This is a genomic window from Tenacibaculum sp. IMCC1, from assembly GCF_054906355.1.
This window is the reverse complement of record NZ_CM142818.1, coordinates 2,499,819-2,515,806: the sequence shown is the minus strand read 5'-3', so window position 1 is coordinate 2,515,806 and position 15,988 is coordinate 2,499,819. Positions and strand designations below refer to the sequence as shown.

At 30.7% G+C, this 15,988-nt stretch carries 12 protein-coding genes; 4 read left to right on the top strand and 8 right to left on the bottom strand.

Annotated features, from left to right (window positions below; genetic code table 11):
• Positions 1–146: 146 nt before the first annotated feature.
• Genes ACXIHB_RS11820 through ACXIHB_RS11805 form a run of 4 tightly spaced genes read right to left on the bottom strand, consistent with a single transcriptional unit; the run spans position 147 to position 6,810 of the window.
• Positions 147–1,277, bottom strand: coding sequence for a cytochrome-c peroxidase (locus tag ACXIHB_RS11820; RefSeq protein ID WP_159509460.1), 1,131 nt, complete (start codon positions 1,275–1,277; stop codon positions 147–149).
• A gap of 31 nt (positions 1,278–1,308) precedes the next feature.
• The gene (locus tag ACXIHB_RS11815; protein WP_462098312.1) at positions 1,309–2,817 is read right to left on the bottom strand and encodes a DUF6850 family outer membrane beta-barrel protein; all 1,509 of its coding nucleotides are present in this window, start codon (positions 2,815–2,817) and stop codon (positions 1,309–1,311) included.
• Positions 2,818–2,853: 36 nt separating this feature from the next.
• The gene (locus ACXIHB_RS11810) at positions 2,854–4,053 is read right to left on the bottom strand and encodes a DUF4876 domain-containing protein (protein WP_462098311.1); all 1,200 of its coding nucleotides are present in this window, start codon (positions 4,051–4,053) and stop codon (positions 2,854–2,856) included.
• Positions 4,054–4,071: 18 nt separating this feature from the next.
• Complete coding sequence (locus ACXIHB_RS11805; protein ID WP_462098310.1) at positions 4,072–6,810, bottom strand: TonB-dependent receptor plug domain-containing protein; 2,739 nt, start codon at positions 6,808–6,810, stop codon at positions 4,072–4,074.
• 137 nt (positions 6,811–6,947) lie between these two features.
• On the opposite strand from ACXIHB_RS11805, the gene ACXIHB_RS11800 reads away from it, so the two are divergent.
• The 3 genes from ACXIHB_RS11800 to ACXIHB_RS11790 are packed head-to-tail and all read left to right on the top strand — an operon-like array spanning position 6,948 to position 9,715.
• Positions 6,948–8,183, top strand: coding sequence for a type IX secretion system plug protein (locus ACXIHB_RS11800; RefSeq protein ID WP_173359311.1), 1,236 nt, complete (start codon positions 6,948–6,950; stop codon positions 8,181–8,183).
• 51 nt (positions 8,184–8,234) lie between these two features.
• The gene (gene apaG / locus ACXIHB_RS11795) at positions 8,235–8,621 is read left to right on the top strand and encodes a Co2+/Mg2+ efflux protein ApaG (protein ID WP_047788321.1); all 387 of its coding nucleotides are present in this window, start codon (positions 8,235–8,237) and stop codon (positions 8,619–8,621) included.
• Complete coding sequence (locus ACXIHB_RS11790; RefSeq protein ID WP_073182539.1) at positions 8,621–9,715, top strand: DUF3667 domain-containing protein; 1,095 nt, start codon at positions 8,621–8,623, stop codon at positions 9,713–9,715. Before apaG ends, ACXIHB_RS11790 begins: the two co-directional genes overlap by 1 nt.
• On the opposite strand, the gene ACXIHB_RS11785 is transcribed toward ACXIHB_RS11790, so the two are convergent.
• Genes ACXIHB_RS11785 through ACXIHB_RS11770 form a run of 4 tightly spaced genes read right to left on the bottom strand, consistent with a single transcriptional unit; the run spans position 9,712 to position 14,187 of the window.
• Positions 9,712–11,040, bottom strand: coding sequence for a hypothetical protein (locus tag ACXIHB_RS11785; RefSeq protein ID WP_462098309.1), 1,329 nt, complete (start codon positions 11,038–11,040; stop codon positions 9,712–9,714). The genes ACXIHB_RS11790 and ACXIHB_RS11785 overlap by 4 nt on opposite strands.
• A gap of 5 nt (positions 11,041–11,045) precedes the next feature.
• Complete coding sequence (locus ACXIHB_RS11780) at positions 11,046–12,755, bottom strand: hypothetical protein (protein WP_462098308.1); 1,710 nt, start codon at positions 12,753–12,755, stop codon at positions 11,046–11,048.
• 7 nt (positions 12,756–12,762) lie between these two features.
• On the bottom strand, positions 12,763–13,434 hold the full coding sequence (locus tag ACXIHB_RS11775; RefSeq protein ID WP_462098307.1) for a hypothetical protein: 672 nt from the start codon (positions 13,432–13,434) through the stop codon (positions 12,763–12,765).
• A gap of 36 nt (positions 13,435–13,470) precedes the next feature.
• Positions 13,471–14,187, bottom strand: a complete 717-nt coding sequence (locus ACXIHB_RS11770; RefSeq protein ID WP_462098306.1) for an NRDE family protein — start codon at positions 14,185–14,187, stop codon at positions 13,471–13,473.
• A 139-nt stretch (positions 14,188–14,326) separates the two neighbouring features.
• Between ACXIHB_RS11770 and pruA the strand changes: the two genes are divergently transcribed.
• A complete protein-coding gene (gene pruA, locus ACXIHB_RS11765; protein WP_462098305.1) occupies positions 14,327–15,958 on the top strand; it encodes an L-glutamate gamma-semialdehyde dehydrogenase in 1,632 nt (543 codons plus the stop codon).
• The last annotated feature ends 30 nt before the right edge of the window (positions 15,959–15,988 follow it).

Below are 15,988 nucleotides of genomic sequence, written 5' to 3'. Positions count from 1 at the left end.
ATTTGATTTTCTTAAAAACACGCAAATTTAAAAATTTTGCATCCCTTTGCAGAACAAAACCTTTCTTATCTTTAAAAAACAACATTATTTATACTTATTCTAAATTAGCTTTTGCTTTTTTAAGCTTCTTATCGTAGAACAAACAGTCATCGTGGTACTTCTGGAATCTCCATTTTGTACTTTGTTCCATTTAAAGCTTTTAGAAAAGCTACTAAGTCATTAATTTCTTCATCGGTTAAGTTTAAAGGTTTCATTAACGGGTCTACCACTGGAAACAATGAGTCTTTCTTTTTTTCTTCAAAAGATGGGTTTAACATCTGCATACCACTGTTATACATGTTTACCACTCCTGTTAAGTTATCAAAAAAACCATTGTGCATCCATGGTCTTGTATTAAGTAGATCTCTTAAAGAAGGGGTTAAAAATTTTCCAACATCTTCACTATTCTTCGTAACATTATAACGTCCTAGATCTTCTTGTTCTCTCTTGTAATATGTTAATCCTATATTATGAAATTTTTGATCTGTAAAAAATTGCCCATGATGACAATTCATACATCTTGCTTTTGTTCTAAAAAGATGTAACCCTTTAATTTCAGAATCTGTTAATGCTTTGTAACTTCCTTTCATAAATCTATCTACCTTACTAGGTTGACTTTTTATAGTTCTCTCAAAAGCTGCAATTGCACTTAAAACCTGCTCTATTGTTATATTTTCTTTTTTATAAACCTTTTTAAAAAGCTCTTCATATCTTTTTACTTTTTGAAGCTTACCAGGTAGTTCATCAATATTCATATTCATTTCATTATGAGCTGTTATAGGCCCCAGTGCTTGATTTTCTAAAGAAGCTACTCTACCGTCCCAAAAAAAGATTTTTTTTGATGCTACATTTAAAATTGTAGGTGCATTTCTAGAGCTTTGTAAATGATTATGACCCGTAGATTTTTCGGTATGAGTTGCCCATCCCATTTCTGGATGATGACAAGAACTACATGATATTTGATTTGAGGACGATAATTTGGGATCAAAAAAAAGTAGTTTACCTAGCATAACTTCTGGCTTTTTTATGTCTTCGAAATAATTGTAATTTATTTCTATGGGTTTCATTTCTTGCCACTCAACCCCCTCGTCAATGATTGGTTTTGGCCATTTTGAAATTGGTTTTTTATATAAGTCAACTATGGAATAACCTTTGTTTAATTTTTCTTCTTGTGAATTATGTTGCTTGCATGAATACAACACAAGGATAAGAATAAGGTATTGTAAAAATCGTGTCATTTTTTGTTGCGAAAGAAAATAAAAGGAGCATTTAAAAACTTACTCCTGTTGATATTGTATATAAATTATTTATTGCAGTGTTAACTAGAGCTGTTTCTGTATTAATTCCAACGAAAACATTAATTTTTTCCGCTACACTATAATCTAGCTTAAGTTTTACTCCTGAATTAATATAATTAGAGTTTAGCAATTCATTATTTTGATGAAGCATGTTTGATATGGAAACTTGATTATCGTTTCTTAACAAAGATTTCCCTTTTAAAACAGCTTTATAATTAAAGTTTACTACTGCAGAAAACAATATTTTCTCATTAACACTTGTTGTATATCTAGAGACAAATCCGACATTAAGATTATCAACATACTGGTAACTTCTAATTAAAAAATAGTCTTCTTTGTATTTTTGATAGTTAATATATGGAGAGAAGTACATAAAATACTTTTCAGCGTCTTTATAGTAAAGTGTACTTAATTGATAAGTAGTGTTATTTAGTTTGTAATTTTCGTTTTGACCTATAATTTTGAGTGTTGATCCAGTTCTTGAAGAAAGAATAGACTCTAATCCTTTTTTTTCTTGAACCTGATACATTAGTTTAACCCCAAAAGTTTGCCCTTTTTTCGTAAACAATTTTACCAAAGAAGCGTTTATATCGTTACTTTTTAAGCTAGACAACTCTGTAGATACTGCTTCACTTAAAAATTTACTTATTTTCAATTGTTTTGTGTTTACATACAGCCATAAATCATTATTTTTTATTGGCTGTAACTGCATTCCTAAATTAAATCCACTACCATCATAAAAAACACTCTTATAAGTTCCTCTTACAATATCATTAAAATATCCTAAACCATTTAAATGATAAATCTCTGGTACTGAAATTTGATTAAAAAAACGAATATCATTGGATTGTGTATATTTCTGAAAACCTGCATGAAGCCCTAAGTCAACCCCAAAAAGATCTTTAAAATATACTCCTGATTTTATTTGAAAATTTGAACTTACGTCTTTTACTCTTGGATCTCTACTTCTACTAGCTAAGTTTGCTTTGTATTGTAACTGTGTTCCAAAATCTATTTTTTTAGTTGTTTTTGCATACCCTCCTAAAAAGTGATAACGCTCGTTACTTAAGTTTCCTCCTACCGAATCTGCTGTAATGTATGGATAAATCAAATCATAATCGATAGCTTCATTCCATACTTTATTTTTTTCTTCAATATTACTATAACTGGCTTTACCCCAAACTGTTTTTGTACTATCTATCGGATAAAAAGATGAAGCGGATATTTTAAAACCACGTTCTTTTCTTGGTTTTTGAATAGTATACATTTCATTAGCAGCATTAGAGTATGTTGCTTTTAATCTTGAAAATTGTCTAGTACCAAAACCCTGCATTAATGCAGGGTTTTGAAAAATATTTTTATAAAATTGTTTTTGATTATTGTGTTGTTTTATTTTTTGTAGCAGTTTTATATTTTCTTGTGCAAAAAACTTACCACTAAAAAGCAACACAAGACAAAAAAATATTATTTTAATTTTCATTTTTTGTTATATTAAAAAACAACTTTATGTAAAAACTTATTGTACAGAAAGGCTTGCTTCTGGAATAAAATCATTTGCTGAATTGTTAGTATCTTGCAATAAACGTACTCCATCTATTTCTTGTAACACTTTTCTCTTCACAGATTTTCCGTAACGTGAAGCATCTCTATCAACTTTTCCACAGTAAGTATAACCGCTATCTAATGAAGCATCTGTTACTACCCATTCAAACTCTGACTCTACACTCATATTAACCGCATCTACAATCCATTCATTAGGAATCTTATAATCAGATTCATTTTGCGGTATCTCATATTCACCAAAAACAAATAACCACTCATAGTTGTACTTATAATCACTTATATAATTGGTTTGATTTACGCCCTTTGGCAACCTTACTAATACGTAACTATTAAACCCTCTGTTATGAGGCACTATTCTATCGTAAAAATTGATTACATTAGTTACAGCAGGGTTATCCACATCACCTGTTCCTTCATAAAACATTTCAAAATCTGCTGAACTTAAATCGATAGATTTTGCATTATTTTCTTTATGATTAATACCTCCTAATGCTATAATTAATGATTCCCCTGGCTCGACAGCATATTCTTTACCAGACCCTGGAATCTGAATCATTGAACTGGTTGTAAAGTCAGTTTTCATAACATCTGGCGTATATTCTTGTTTATCTACAGTTAAGAATTTAGATTGCGCTAATATTAATCCGTCTGCATATAAAACTTCGTCTGTATTGTTATATATTTTAAAATATTGATCACCGTAGTATTGCTCTCCTTCTGGCGTTAACGTTCCTGTAAAGAATACTTCTTCAATAATAAAATCTTTACTAAAAGCTTTTAACGCTAATTGAATATCTTGTGCTTGTACATCACTTACAAAGTTTAACTCTGGTACAAACGCCACAACAACCCCTTCTCTTGTTTCACCATTTAAATCATATTGCACCTTACCAGAAACAGACACTTCGTAACTTCCTTGATTTAATTCTATGTTAACAAGGTTTGCTGTTACTTTTTGCTCTTGTTTTTCTTTAGTATTAAGCTCTGTAAACGATATAGTAACATCTGTATATTGTGTTATTTTTACCAAGTCCGATGGGTTTAATAAATTAAAAGTCGCATCACTTTTTCTTATTAACACCTCAGGGTCGTCACTACAAGACGTAAAAACTAGTAGTGTAATTACTGTTAAAAAATATGCTATGTTTTTCATGTAAAAGTATTTGTATAATTAAAAATTAAAATTGAGTTCCATTCCAAAATAGGGGTCGATAAAATTTCGCTGTGTTACTTGTTGGTTTGCTGTTGTATTTCTGTCATAATAGTTAAACAAATTGTTTACATACATAGAAACCACAAAATTTTTGTAAAACTTTTTTGAAATTTTAATGTGTGTATTTAAGCCCAGGGGACTCTCTCTGTATGCAACCTCTCCATCCCCTCTTACATCTAAGATTAAAGATTTTAAAACAGGGTCGTTAGCCTCTACTATGGTATAGGGCACAACAGTACCATCATTTTTTACATAATGTGTAGGCACACTACTTTCAGGCAAATAAAACGACTTAGTATACCATTGTACATCCATTCTAAAAGAAGTAGTTAAACCTAAATTCTGCAAATAGGTATCTGCTGTAAAACTTGTTTGTAACGACTCTTTAAAAGAGTTGTTATTAGCCATTTTATACAAACCAATATTGGTGTAGTTTACACCTCCTATAATTGCTGTTTCCGATTTATATCTTGGTAATGAATTAAAATATTCACTTTGTAACCAAGCACCATTAATTGTAAAGCGTGTTTTTAATGCCTCAATTCTTTTAGTAGCATATTGAAATTCTACTCCCTTTTTCAATATTGAGCTTCCATTACTTTCTTGTGATGATAACGCTAAACTATTTACTGTTTTGTAGGGTAAATTTTCTACGAACGGCGCACTTGTTATCGTTTCATGGTTTAACCCTGATACATCATATTTTTTATAATTTACCTGATGAAAATTACTAATTGTTCTAAATCCAGAAGACATTTTTTCATCAAAATAAGTTATGTACAATGAGTGATGATCATAGTTTAACCCTAATCTTACTTCTTTTTTTACATTTAAAGCAGGCTGAATTTTGTAGTTTACTTGTGAAAACTTGTATGTTTTATAATGAACTTGTCTATACTCTTTAATATTATGATAATAGTTTAATTGCTCATAGTCTTCATACAAATCTTGCGGATATAACATATTTAGTGTTGGTAATTTATGATGTTTACCATAACCACTTGTTACCTCTATCTTTAAAGCTTCGTTATTATTGAATTTTATTGCAGGAAAGGCTATCTTAAGATTAAGTCTAGGATCTAAAAACAGCTCATTATGTATAGCGTATTTTTTATTGAGCCCTAAAAACGATGTTCCTCTAACACCCGCTCTTAAAGTAAAATTTGTAGTGTTTACATCCCACTTTATTTCATCTTCTACATAAAAAGCCAATGATTGCATTGTTGGTATTTCTTTGTATGTTCTCGGTCGTGTTTTAATCGACGGAGAAGGTGGTAATTTACGATCGTATACTTGTCCTAACCCATTATTTTTGGCATATAAATAATTGACACCTAACGTAATATTGTTTTTAATTTTGTATGCTGAAAAATTTAAAATTCCAGAAAAATCTGCAAAAATATCTAAAGGCTTCCCATCAATTACTTGGTTAGACACGTAACTAGGTAAAAGATAAAAACCATAGCTCTCTCCTGCTTCTGTAGCCAATGGAAGTGCTGTTGCATCCCATAATTGAACCCATCTGGTCTGCTTTATTTTATCAAAAGACTGGTTAAAGCTTGTTTTAAAGTTTATGTTTTTTAATATACCTTCAGAAAAATCAATGTTAAACTCGTTAGACACACGAATACTATTATATGAGGATTTAAAAGACTCATATTTATCAAAAGGAACATCTGGATCCGATTTTTCACCATCTACAGTACCTGTATAATCTACATTTAAATTCCAACTAACAGGATTTCTTTTTTCAAACAACTTTTCTAACCGTAAAGATGTAGTGTATCTTTTATAATTTTCGTAGTTATCTCTAGGGTCTGCTTTTGCATCTAAATACGCTACATCAAAATTAAGCTTTAAGTTTTCTTCGTTAAAATTGTATCCTTTTCCTAAAGAATACAACTTACTAAAACCATCTGATTTTATTCTAGATTTCCAGCGTGTATATCCATTTTTACGCTTTATCTTTACTAAACCACTGCTTAAATCTCCGTATTTTGCAGAAGCTACTCCTCTTACAATTTCTACCTTCTCTATCTCATCAGTAGATATTGATCGCATATCCACTCCTCTTCTTACCGTATTTCTATTATAATCTTTCGTAGATTTATTTACTGGTGCTGCCTCTACCACCTGTTGCAAGTTTGCATTAGTGTTAATTGGTACACCATCTACCAAAAAAGAAACACCCAATAAAGAAGTATCGTAATCTCTATCAGAAGAACCTACCTCTCTTAAACGTAAATGAGTAGATGCATTTAAATTACTATTAGTTATGTTTTTACCTGGAAGCAAACTAACCAAATCTGTAAAACTACTGGGCTGTAAATGACTCATCGCCTTTCTATCTACTAGAGACGAGGAGGTCATTCCTTCAGATTCTTTAGCAGTTATTACCACTTCTTGTAATAACTCTTTATTTTCTCTTAAAACTATAGTAACTATACTATCTTTTGACGCTAAAATTACTTTAGAAAAATCTAAATAAGCAATGTGATTAACCTTAATCGTATAGTTGTCTTTTTCTACATTAAAAAAAACTTCTCCTTTTTTATCAGTTACCTTTGCTTTGGAATTTATAAAAACATATGCATCTTCTATTGGGCTACCTAATGTGTTACTAACCTTAAAACCAATCTTTACTTGCGCCTTTGAAATTGCTGCCACAAACAACAACATAAAGAAACCAAACTTCATACCCCTCTTAATTTGAAATGCAAAAGTATAAATTATCTTTATTCAATCTAAATAAAAAATAAGTAAATTAATGTTTTATATATTCGTAGTTTTACAAACTGAATCTTCACGTTTTTTAACGTATTAAGGCTTTATAAATGCGATTATCAAATTATTTTTTATTATTCTTTGCATTGTTATTTTTGAATATTCAAGCTCAAAATGTAAAAACAGTACAACTACGACCTAAAAATAACCCAAACTTTTATGCCCCTATTGTTCGCTTGGGTGATGTTTTAAAATTATCTTTTGATGATTTAGATGCTGATAGCAAACAGTATTTATACAAAATTGAACATATGACTCATGATTGGAGACCCAGTTCAATAACAAGTAATCAATACATTCAGGGTTTTGAACAAAACGAAATCTTCAACTTTACCAATTCCTTTAATACACTCCAACCTTATACTCATTATTCTGTAGAAATCCCTAATGAGAACACAATTATCACAAAAAGTGGTAATTATTTAATTTCTGTTTTAGATGAGGATTATAAAGTTGTTTTTACAAGACGCTGTGTCTTTTACGAAGATATTACCACCGTTGGTGTTGCTGCTTTTAGAAGCAGAAACACAACAACAACCAACCAACAACAAACCGTTCAATTTTCAGTTAATCACTCAGGTTTACAAATCAATAATCCTTCTCAAGAAATTAATGTTACATTGTTTCAAAACCATAATTGGAATACAGCTATTACTAATCTTCAACCTATTTTTATAAAACCTCAACAACTTTTATATAATCACACTGTAAAAACTAATTTCTGGGGAGGGAATGAGTTTTTAAATTTTGACACTAAACTGATACGAAACTCTAGTTTAAATGTTGCTAAAGTAGAACGCAAAAACGTATACCACAGCTACCTCTACACAGACGAGCCTAGGGCTGATAAAACATATACCTACAACCCTGATATTAACGGACAGTTTGTTATAAGAACCACTGAACGTGATGTTGTTGACAACAGAGATAACACTGAGGCTGATTATTCTTTAGTTCATTTTTCTTTAGATGCTTTTGAGCCTTACGAAAACAAGGAAGTTTATGTTTATGGAGCTTTTAACAACTACGAATTGTCTGAAGAAAATAAAATGACCTATGACCCTTCTCAGAAAATTTACAAGGCAATTTTACCTTTTAAACAAGGCTTCTACAACTATAGCTACGCTACTTTAAACAAGAAAAAAAACATTGACTTACACGAGGTTAACGGTTCTTTTTATCAAACTGAGAATGAATATACCGTAATTGTTTATTACAGACCTTTTGGTGAAATTTACGATAGAGTAATTGGTGTTGGTTACGGTTTTTTTAACCAAAATAGGTAAGGTATTTATGTAAACGTTGACTAAAAACTGAAAAAGAACTATCTTTATCATATGTTTCAGCAAATTACAAAAGGTATTAAGGTTTCTGTAAAAACGTCTTTTAGAGGCTCAGTTTACAGAGAGCATCGGCAATACTACGCTTTTAGTTATTATGTTTCCATAGAAAATAGTTCGAAAGAAACTGTAAAGCTATTGGAACGTTTTTGGGTTATTTTTGATGCTCTTAACAATACTGAATATGTAGAAGGTGAAGGTGTCGTTGGTGAAACTCCAATCTTAAGACCTAACGATATTTATAATTACAGATCAAATTGCTTTTTACTATCTACTACAGGTGCTATGGGCGGCAATTACAAGATGATTAACGTAGAAACTTTTGAGGAATTTCTTGTAATTATTCCTACTTTTCAATTAACCACCTCTTCTATTTTAAATTAATGATTAAGAAAAATAAAGTTCCGGTTATTAAAGATGCTAACTGTTTAAATTGCGGATGTCCTTTTACTAATAACGAAAAGTTTTGTCCTGAATGTGGACAAAAGAATAGAGGTAAGAAAATTACACTAAGTGTTTTTCTTCGTGAACTTTTTGCTGGTTTTTTCTCTTTAGATACTAAGTTTTGGCGAACACTAATCCCTTTACTAATAAGCCCTGGAAAAGTTTCAAAAGACTATATAGAAGGAAAAAGAATTAAATACACAAATCCTTTTCGGTTCTATTTAGCTACATCTATTATTTTTTTCTTAATCATAAGCTTAACAGACAGTTACAAAAAGTTTGAAGAATTAAGGATTGGACGTTCATCTAATATCAAAATAAATAATGATGACTCAGAGGATATTCAAGTAGATTTGGACTCTATCCAAAGTATCGTTTTTAAACAACTTGAAGAACAAGACTCTATTGACACTAAACAAACTGAAACTGATTCCACTAAAGTTTCGTATAATATAAAACCAAAAACAGTTAAATCAAATCTTAGTAATTCTTTTGATATTATAGAGTTTATGAAATTTCAAAAGACGCATCCAAAAACCTCTATTGATGCTGCTTTGGACAGTTTACAAGTTACCAAAAATTTTAGCAATCGTTTTTGGTATTCTCGCGCTAAAGTTTTTAATTCAATTTTTTTAGATAGAGATGAAGCAAAGAAGTTTTTCCGTCAGGTACTATCATATGCTTCTATAGCACTTTTTGTTCTACTGCCTTTATTTACTTTATTTTTAAAATTTATTTATATTAGAAAAAAATATACTTACGTAGAGCATCTAGTTTTTGTATTTCATGTACAAACTGTGCTATTTCTTCTTTTTTCAATTTTTTATATTATAGACTTTTTTAAACACTCTAATAACTTTCTTTCTATTTTCTTATTACTTTTTATGGTTTACCTATACATTGCCATGAAAAGGTTTTACAATCAAGGATATTTTAAAACATTTACTAAATATATGCTTGCAAATACGATGTTTTTTATTCTAGCCATGCTTGGATCAGCCGCTATATCATTTGCTGCATTTGCCCTGTATTAATTCAAGGCTTGTAAAAAAAAGTTTTTTGAAGTGTTTTTTAACTCTACAGTCGCCTTTAATTCGTTGTTATTAGCTACTAATAACTGCATTGTTTTCACTTTACTTAAATATTTATTTTTAATAGAATAAATACCTCTATCCCTATTCTGATAATCAGCCACGTTAAATAAGAAGTAAAATTTATTCTTTTTATTAACCTCTTTAATTGGCTTATCTCCTTTTATTGACACAAACCTTAAACCTTCTTCTTCGCAAAAGCTATAGGTAGTAAAAAAAGGCATTAATGTTAGAATGTCTTCATTATCTAGTTTTTGAATTGCTCTTTTTTCTTCTAAATACCTGCACAAATCACCTCCATCAACTTCTAAAATCACTTTGGGTGTTATTATTTTTTGAATTTCCTTCTTTTCAACCTTATTAAAATCATCATCGTACTCATAAGTTACAATCGTATCTAATTTTTCTACGAAAGAACTAAGATTAAAATCTATCACTCCATCCCATTTATTAGTAACAGAATCTAATGACAATGTTGTTAGCTTTTTAAACTTTTTCTTAAAATCTACACCTAACCTACCTGTTAATACTTCGGTGTTTAATTTCCCTGACACAGTTACTATCGAACTACCCACTGAAGACGCTTTAAATGGCTTAAACAAGTTATTCTCTTCACTTAACTCTCCTTGAATCTTTAAACCACCTCCATCAGCAGAAAATTCAAAAAAGTCTCCTTGCAAAGAACTTATAACTATTGGCTGTTTACTATCCTTTATCCGCCTTAAGATTAAGTCGTTTTCAGAAAAATAGTTTTCATGACTTAGTTTAGATAATAGCTGAGGGAGTATTTGTGCTCCTTTATATTTTTTTAATAGTACTTGCAAAGAATTACCTTTCACTACACAACTTATTACCCCTTTACTATAAACAGTTGTCTTATTTATATTTTTGACTGCAAATCCTTCTTCTTTTAAAGCTTCTTCAAAATTTTGTTTTACAACTATTGGGCTACTAATAAAAAAGTTTTTAAACTCTTGTTCATTAGTATAAAAAAACAAACCAGGAGGCACTTCTACCTCATCTAACCATGTTGTTTTCTTTTTTGCTTTTTTGCTTGTAGATTTCTTGAAGTCTAACTGAGAAAGTGGATGTTTTAAAAAACTACTAAGTATACTATACTCTATTTCTCTAAGATTGAGGTAAACTATAGTTTCAGCTGAAGTTGGTACTTTTTTTTCATAAATTACGGTTGGATTATATCTAAAAAATCCAACCGTAACTATAATACAGCATACTGTTACAAGTATATATGCTATTCTTTTTATCATTTAGCTTATTTCGCTACTGTATTGATAAATTCTAACAATAATTTTAACGTGTTCTCTTCTGTTCCTTGTGTAGATATTTTTAATTCAGAAGAAATTGTGTTTCCTTTCATTCTAGACACTCTAAATACTCCATCATTTAAGTTATCTGTTGAAAAGCGCATTGCCTCTTTTTCCGATTTACTCATCCATTTATTAGGAATTTTATTTAAAACCGCATTTACATCTACAAAAAGCACTGTTGAGTTGTCTCTAACCAACTTACTATGTTTTTTTGTGTTAAAATTATTATTACCACTAGCAATACTTAACGCATTCGTTTTTGATGTAGTTAAGTACAATACATCATTTTTAACTACTGAATATAAATCAAATGGTATATCAGACTTTTTAGTTTTAAACTTTACTACGTTATTTTCAATCTCAACTGCTTTATGCTTTTCCCCTAATTTGAAAAACTTATTCAATAAATCTTCTTCTTCTGAACCAATCATCAACGTAAAATCAGGAATGAACTCTTCTTTTGTTTTTGTTACTTCTTTACGCTTATAATCTTTATCATATTCGTAAGTAGTGTACTCTACTTCTTGTTTAGAAAAATCGTTCAATACTAAAAGAGCATCTCCAGTAACTAATCTACCTACTGCTTTTTCATCTATAACTAAAGAAAATAAATCACCTACAAGTTCCATTTCTTCTTGAAATTTAGGTAAAATACCTCCGTACATCTTATGTAATAATTCTGGATATTCCTTTAATGTTTCTTCAGTATCTATAGAAATACTCCAAAAAGCTAATGCTTTATCATGATCAAAGCTATTAACTAAATTGCTACTCATTTTTTTATTATAAATCTTCTTAAAAGATTTCTTCATATCAGAACTAACCGACATATCTAATAAAATTCTTGCATCACTTTTATCAAAAAACAAATTAGCAGTTACTTCTTCAACTCCATAAATATTTTGATTTCCTCCTTCAGCATACATAGGATATAGATAACCTCCAAAAGACTTAAATAAGTCTGTCATTAACATTCCATAGTTACGAATCCAAAGTGTTGCCGATGCATTTTTCTTTTTACTCTTTTGAAACTTTTTATTAGTAGCAATAGACATTATAACATTCTTATTAAATAGGTCTAGCACATATTTTTTTGTCCAATCTTTACCTATTCTTTTTCTGAAGTTGTAACCAAACTCTCCTTCTTCTTTAAGCTTATCTAGACGTTCTTTATGAGTTGAGAAATATCCTCTTGACGCATCACCGTTTACCAATAAAAGGTAATCATCGTTCCATATTCTAATATCACTTCGTCCTTCAATAATATTATAACCCTCCATTCTTCTTATCTTCTTCTTATTTCGTTTACTTAACATTGATTCGAACAACTCTCTATCTTTCAACTCCACATAAAAATTGTGATATGAAATGCTATCTGTTTTAGTAAAGAAATAATACGCGTTTGATTTAATATCAATGCCAGCATTAGCAACTGAAGACACTTTATCTTCATCACGTCTTCTATTAATATCCTTTAAAATTTCTTTTCCAATAGCATTTTTGTCAATATCTGATACTTCTATCAATTTAAATAAATTTTCTGCGTTTGCAGAAACTAACACGTCTATGTTGTTAGGTATCTTAGACTCTAGTCGTTGAGCCTGTATAACTGTAAGTATATTCAAAAACAGTAGTGTAGCAATAATTTTTTTCATCCTAAATTTAATTCTCTAATTGTATTTTATTTTTGATTGTTTGTTTGTTTGCTATGATGTCTTGTGCCTGTAAATGCAACATAATAGCTTTTTTACTTTTTGATATTCTTGCTTGGTTGTTTTCTGTATATTTTATAGGTGTTTCAAACCTATACACACTGGTGTAAGTTGCAGTTTCAAATACTTTACGATCTTGATTTTTTGTTTTTCTAAACTCTTTTCCTAGATCAAAATGATGACTGCGTGTAAATGTTTTACTTTTTTCATTAAAGGTAAAATGTTTATTCTTTTTAATAGCTTTTATATGTTTCTTTGAGCTAAAATTAGCTATTACTTCATTTAAAGCTTCTACATTATCAAAATCACACGAAACTGTAACAATAAACTCATTAAAATCTAACGTGTTTTTTACGTTATGAACTCCTTTTGTTCCTTTAATTTTAGAAACTATTTCTTGTACTTTTTTTCTTATAGTTACTTTTGAAGGTACTTTATAGCCATTAATACTGTCAAGTAGCATTATAGAAGCTAGCTTTGTTTTACTTTTACTTAAGTTAATGGTAAGTACAGCACTTCCTGAGCCATCTTTATTAAAACTCACTTCTTCAACAAACTCAAAACAGCTAGTAAATAAAAGGATAGAAATTGTAGAAAATAGCAATAATATTTTTTTATTCATAAAAACTTTTTTTGCAAAGATATTAAATCGCTTTTATTACAAACTAATGATTTCGACTCCTATTTTGTTAATATTTGAATGCAGGTCGTAGTAGCTCATGGTAAGTTGCTTTTCTTTTTTTATTACTGAAGTTACACTAACAGTTTCTACACTTTGACGCTTCATCTTTAATGACACTTCTTTATTACCTCTAGTTTCATCTTGATGAAAATTAATTATACCTGATTGATGAAACTCTTTGTTGTTGGATAACCAATCTGCAAACCACTCTTTTCTTAGCTGTTTCATTTCATCAGTATATAGTGTAGATGATGACCATATTTTAGGAGTTTTACCTAGCTCTTGAAAATGTTTTTTAACTCCATCCCAAACCAATTCATACGCTTGCAACCCATTATTCCAATCAACTAACACAATGGTAAAAGGCTCAATTCCTTCAAAGTCAAAGTGATTGATAATTTCAACAGGATCATCAACTTTTAATAACTGCTTTACAATCACTCCCCTACTCATTCGGTACGATTCTGCTCTTTGGTGTTTTGTAAACCCTCCATTTAGCAAACAAATCAATCTATTTTTTTCACTTAACCCTATCCATGTACCTCCAGCTAATTCATCTTTAGGGTATGTTAACTTCACTCCTTCTTCAACATACGTTTTTGGTGCAATCGTTTCTCGTTTCGGGTCTTCATCTCTATTTGATGTTAATATAAAATTATTATTCCCTAAAGGTAAATAAGTTACCGTACACATATTGTTTTACTTTTATATAATTCCAGCCTTATGTCCATTTAAATATTCCTAAAATAACCGTAACTTTGTCATTAAGGAAAGTCTGAGATAGACTTTTCAATAACAAAGAAAGAAATTTAATTCAACAAACAACATACAAATGGGAAAAGGATTTTTTCACGTACCAACTGCCATTAACGAACCGGTAAAAGGATATGCTCCAGGATCTTCAGAGCGCGAAGCCGTTTCAAAACAATACAAAGAATATTTTAACGGATCTGTAGATGTACCAATGTACATCGGTAACGAAGAGGTTAGAACAGGAAATACTCGTAATATGACACCTCCACACGACCACCAACATGTGGTAGGACAATATCATATTGGAGACAAAACACATGCAGAAAAAGCAATTGCTAATGCTTTAGAAGCTCGTACGGAATGGGCGCAAATGCCATGGGAACAAAGAGCTGCTATCTTTTTACGTGCTGCTGAGTTAATTGCGGGTCCTTACCGTGCAAAGATTAACGCTGCAACTATGATTGCGCAATCTAAAACTGTTCACCAAGCTGAGATTGATGCTGCTTGTGAATTAATTGACTTTTTACGTTTTAACGTAGAATATATGTCTGAAATTTACAACGAACAACCAAACTCTGACGACGGAATTTGGAACCGTGTTGAATACCGTCCGTTAGAAGGGTTTGTATATGCAATTACTCCATTTAACTTTACTGCAATTGCTGCAAACTTGCCTGCATCAGCTGCAATGATGGGGAATGTTGTAGTATGGAAACCATCTGATAGCCAAATTTTCTCTGCAAAAGTAATTGTAGATGTATTTAAAGAAGCTGGTGTACCAGACGGTGTTATCAACGTAATTTATGGTGATCCTGTTGAAATTACTGATGTAGTTTTATCTTCTCCTGATTTCGCTGGAATCCACTTTACAGGTTCTACTTATGTATTTAAGGAATTATGGAAAAAGATTGGTGAAAACATTCACACTTACAAAACATACCCAAGAATTGTAGGAGAAACTGGTGGTAAAGATTTTATCATTGCTCACCCTTCTGCAAACCCAAAACAAGTAGCTACGGGTATTTCTCGTGGTGCTTTTGAATTCCAAGGTCAAAAATGTTCTGCGGCTTCAAGAGTATACTTACCAAAATCGTTAGCTGAAGAAACCTTAAACTATGTAAAAGAAGACATCGCTTCTTTTAAAATGGGTTCTCCAGAAGATATGAGTAACTTTATTACTGCGGTAATTCACGAAGGTTCTTTTGATAAGTTAGCAAAATATATCGACCAAGCTAAAGCCGATGCTGATGCTGATGCTGAAATTATTGCTGGTGGTAACTATGATAAATCAAAAGGATATTTTATTGAGCCAACTGTTATCTTAACTACAAACCCTAAATATACGACTATGGAAACTGAGTTATTTGGTCCTGTAGTAACTATTTATGTGTATGAAGATGCAGATTGGGCTGATACGTTAAAGTTAGTTGACGGAACTTCTGAGTACGCTTTAACAGGTGCTGTATTCTCAACAGATCGTTATGCAGTTGCTGAAGCTACGAAAGCATTAGAAAACTGTGCTGGTAACTTCTATGTAAACGATAAGCCAACAGGAGCTGTTGTAGGGCAACAACCATTTGGTGGAGCAAGAGCTTCAGGAACGAACGATAAAGCAGGATCTGCTCAAAACTTATTACGTTGGGTATCTCCTCGTTTAATCAAAGAAACATTTGTTTCTCCAACTGATTATCGTTACCCTTTCTTAGGATAAAATATTCCGATTACGGAAATTTACTATAAG

What these genes read in the sequence shown, in the direction of transcription:
- ACXIHB_RS11775 (WP_462098307.1), bottom strand. Translation starts at nt 13,434, where the DNA reads ATGAATAAAAAAATATTATTGCTATTTTCTACAATTTCTATCCTTTTA.
- ACXIHB_RS11780 (WP_462098308.1), bottom strand. Translation starts at nt 12,755, where the DNA reads ATGAAAAAAATTATTGCTACACTACTGTTTTTGAATATACTTACAGTT.
- ACXIHB_RS11815 (WP_462098312.1), bottom strand. Translation starts at nt 2,817, where the DNA reads ATGAAAATTAAAATAATATTTTTTTGTCTTGTGTTGCTTTTTAGTGGT.
- ACXIHB_RS11820 (WP_159509460.1), bottom strand. Translation starts at nt 1,277, where the DNA reads ATGACACGATTTTTACAATACCTTATTCTTATCCTTGTGTTGTATTCA.
- apaG (WP_047788321.1), top strand. Translation starts at nt 8,235, where the DNA reads ATGTTTCAGCAAATTACAAAAGGTATTAAGGTTTCTGTAAAAACGTCT.
- ACXIHB_RS11800 (WP_173359311.1), top strand. Translation starts at nt 6,948, where the DNA reads ATGCGATTATCAAATTATTTTTTATTATTCTTTGCATTGTTATTTTTG.
- ACXIHB_RS11770 (WP_462098306.1), bottom strand. Translation starts at nt 14,187, where the DNA reads ATGTGTACGGTAACTTATTTACCTTTAGGGAATAATAATTTTATATTA.
- ACXIHB_RS11790 (WP_073182539.1), top strand. Translation starts at nt 8,621, where the DNA reads ATGATTAAGAAAAATAAAGTTCCGGTTATTAAAGATGCTAACTGTTTA.
- ACXIHB_RS11805 (WP_462098310.1), bottom strand. Translation starts at nt 6,810, where the DNA reads ATGAAGTTTGGTTTCTTTATGTTGTTGTTTGTGGCAGCAATTTCAAAG.
- pruA (WP_462098305.1), top strand. Translation starts at nt 14,327, where the DNA reads ATGGGAAAAGGATTTTTTCACGTACCAACTGCCATTAACGAACCGGTA.
- ACXIHB_RS11810 (WP_462098311.1), bottom strand. Translation starts at nt 4,053, where the DNA reads ATGAAAAACATAGCATATTTTTTAACAGTAATTACACTACTAGTTTTT.
- ACXIHB_RS11785 (WP_462098309.1), bottom strand. Translation starts at nt 11,040, where the DNA reads ATGATAAAAAGAATAGCATATATACTTGTAACAGTATGCTGTATTATA.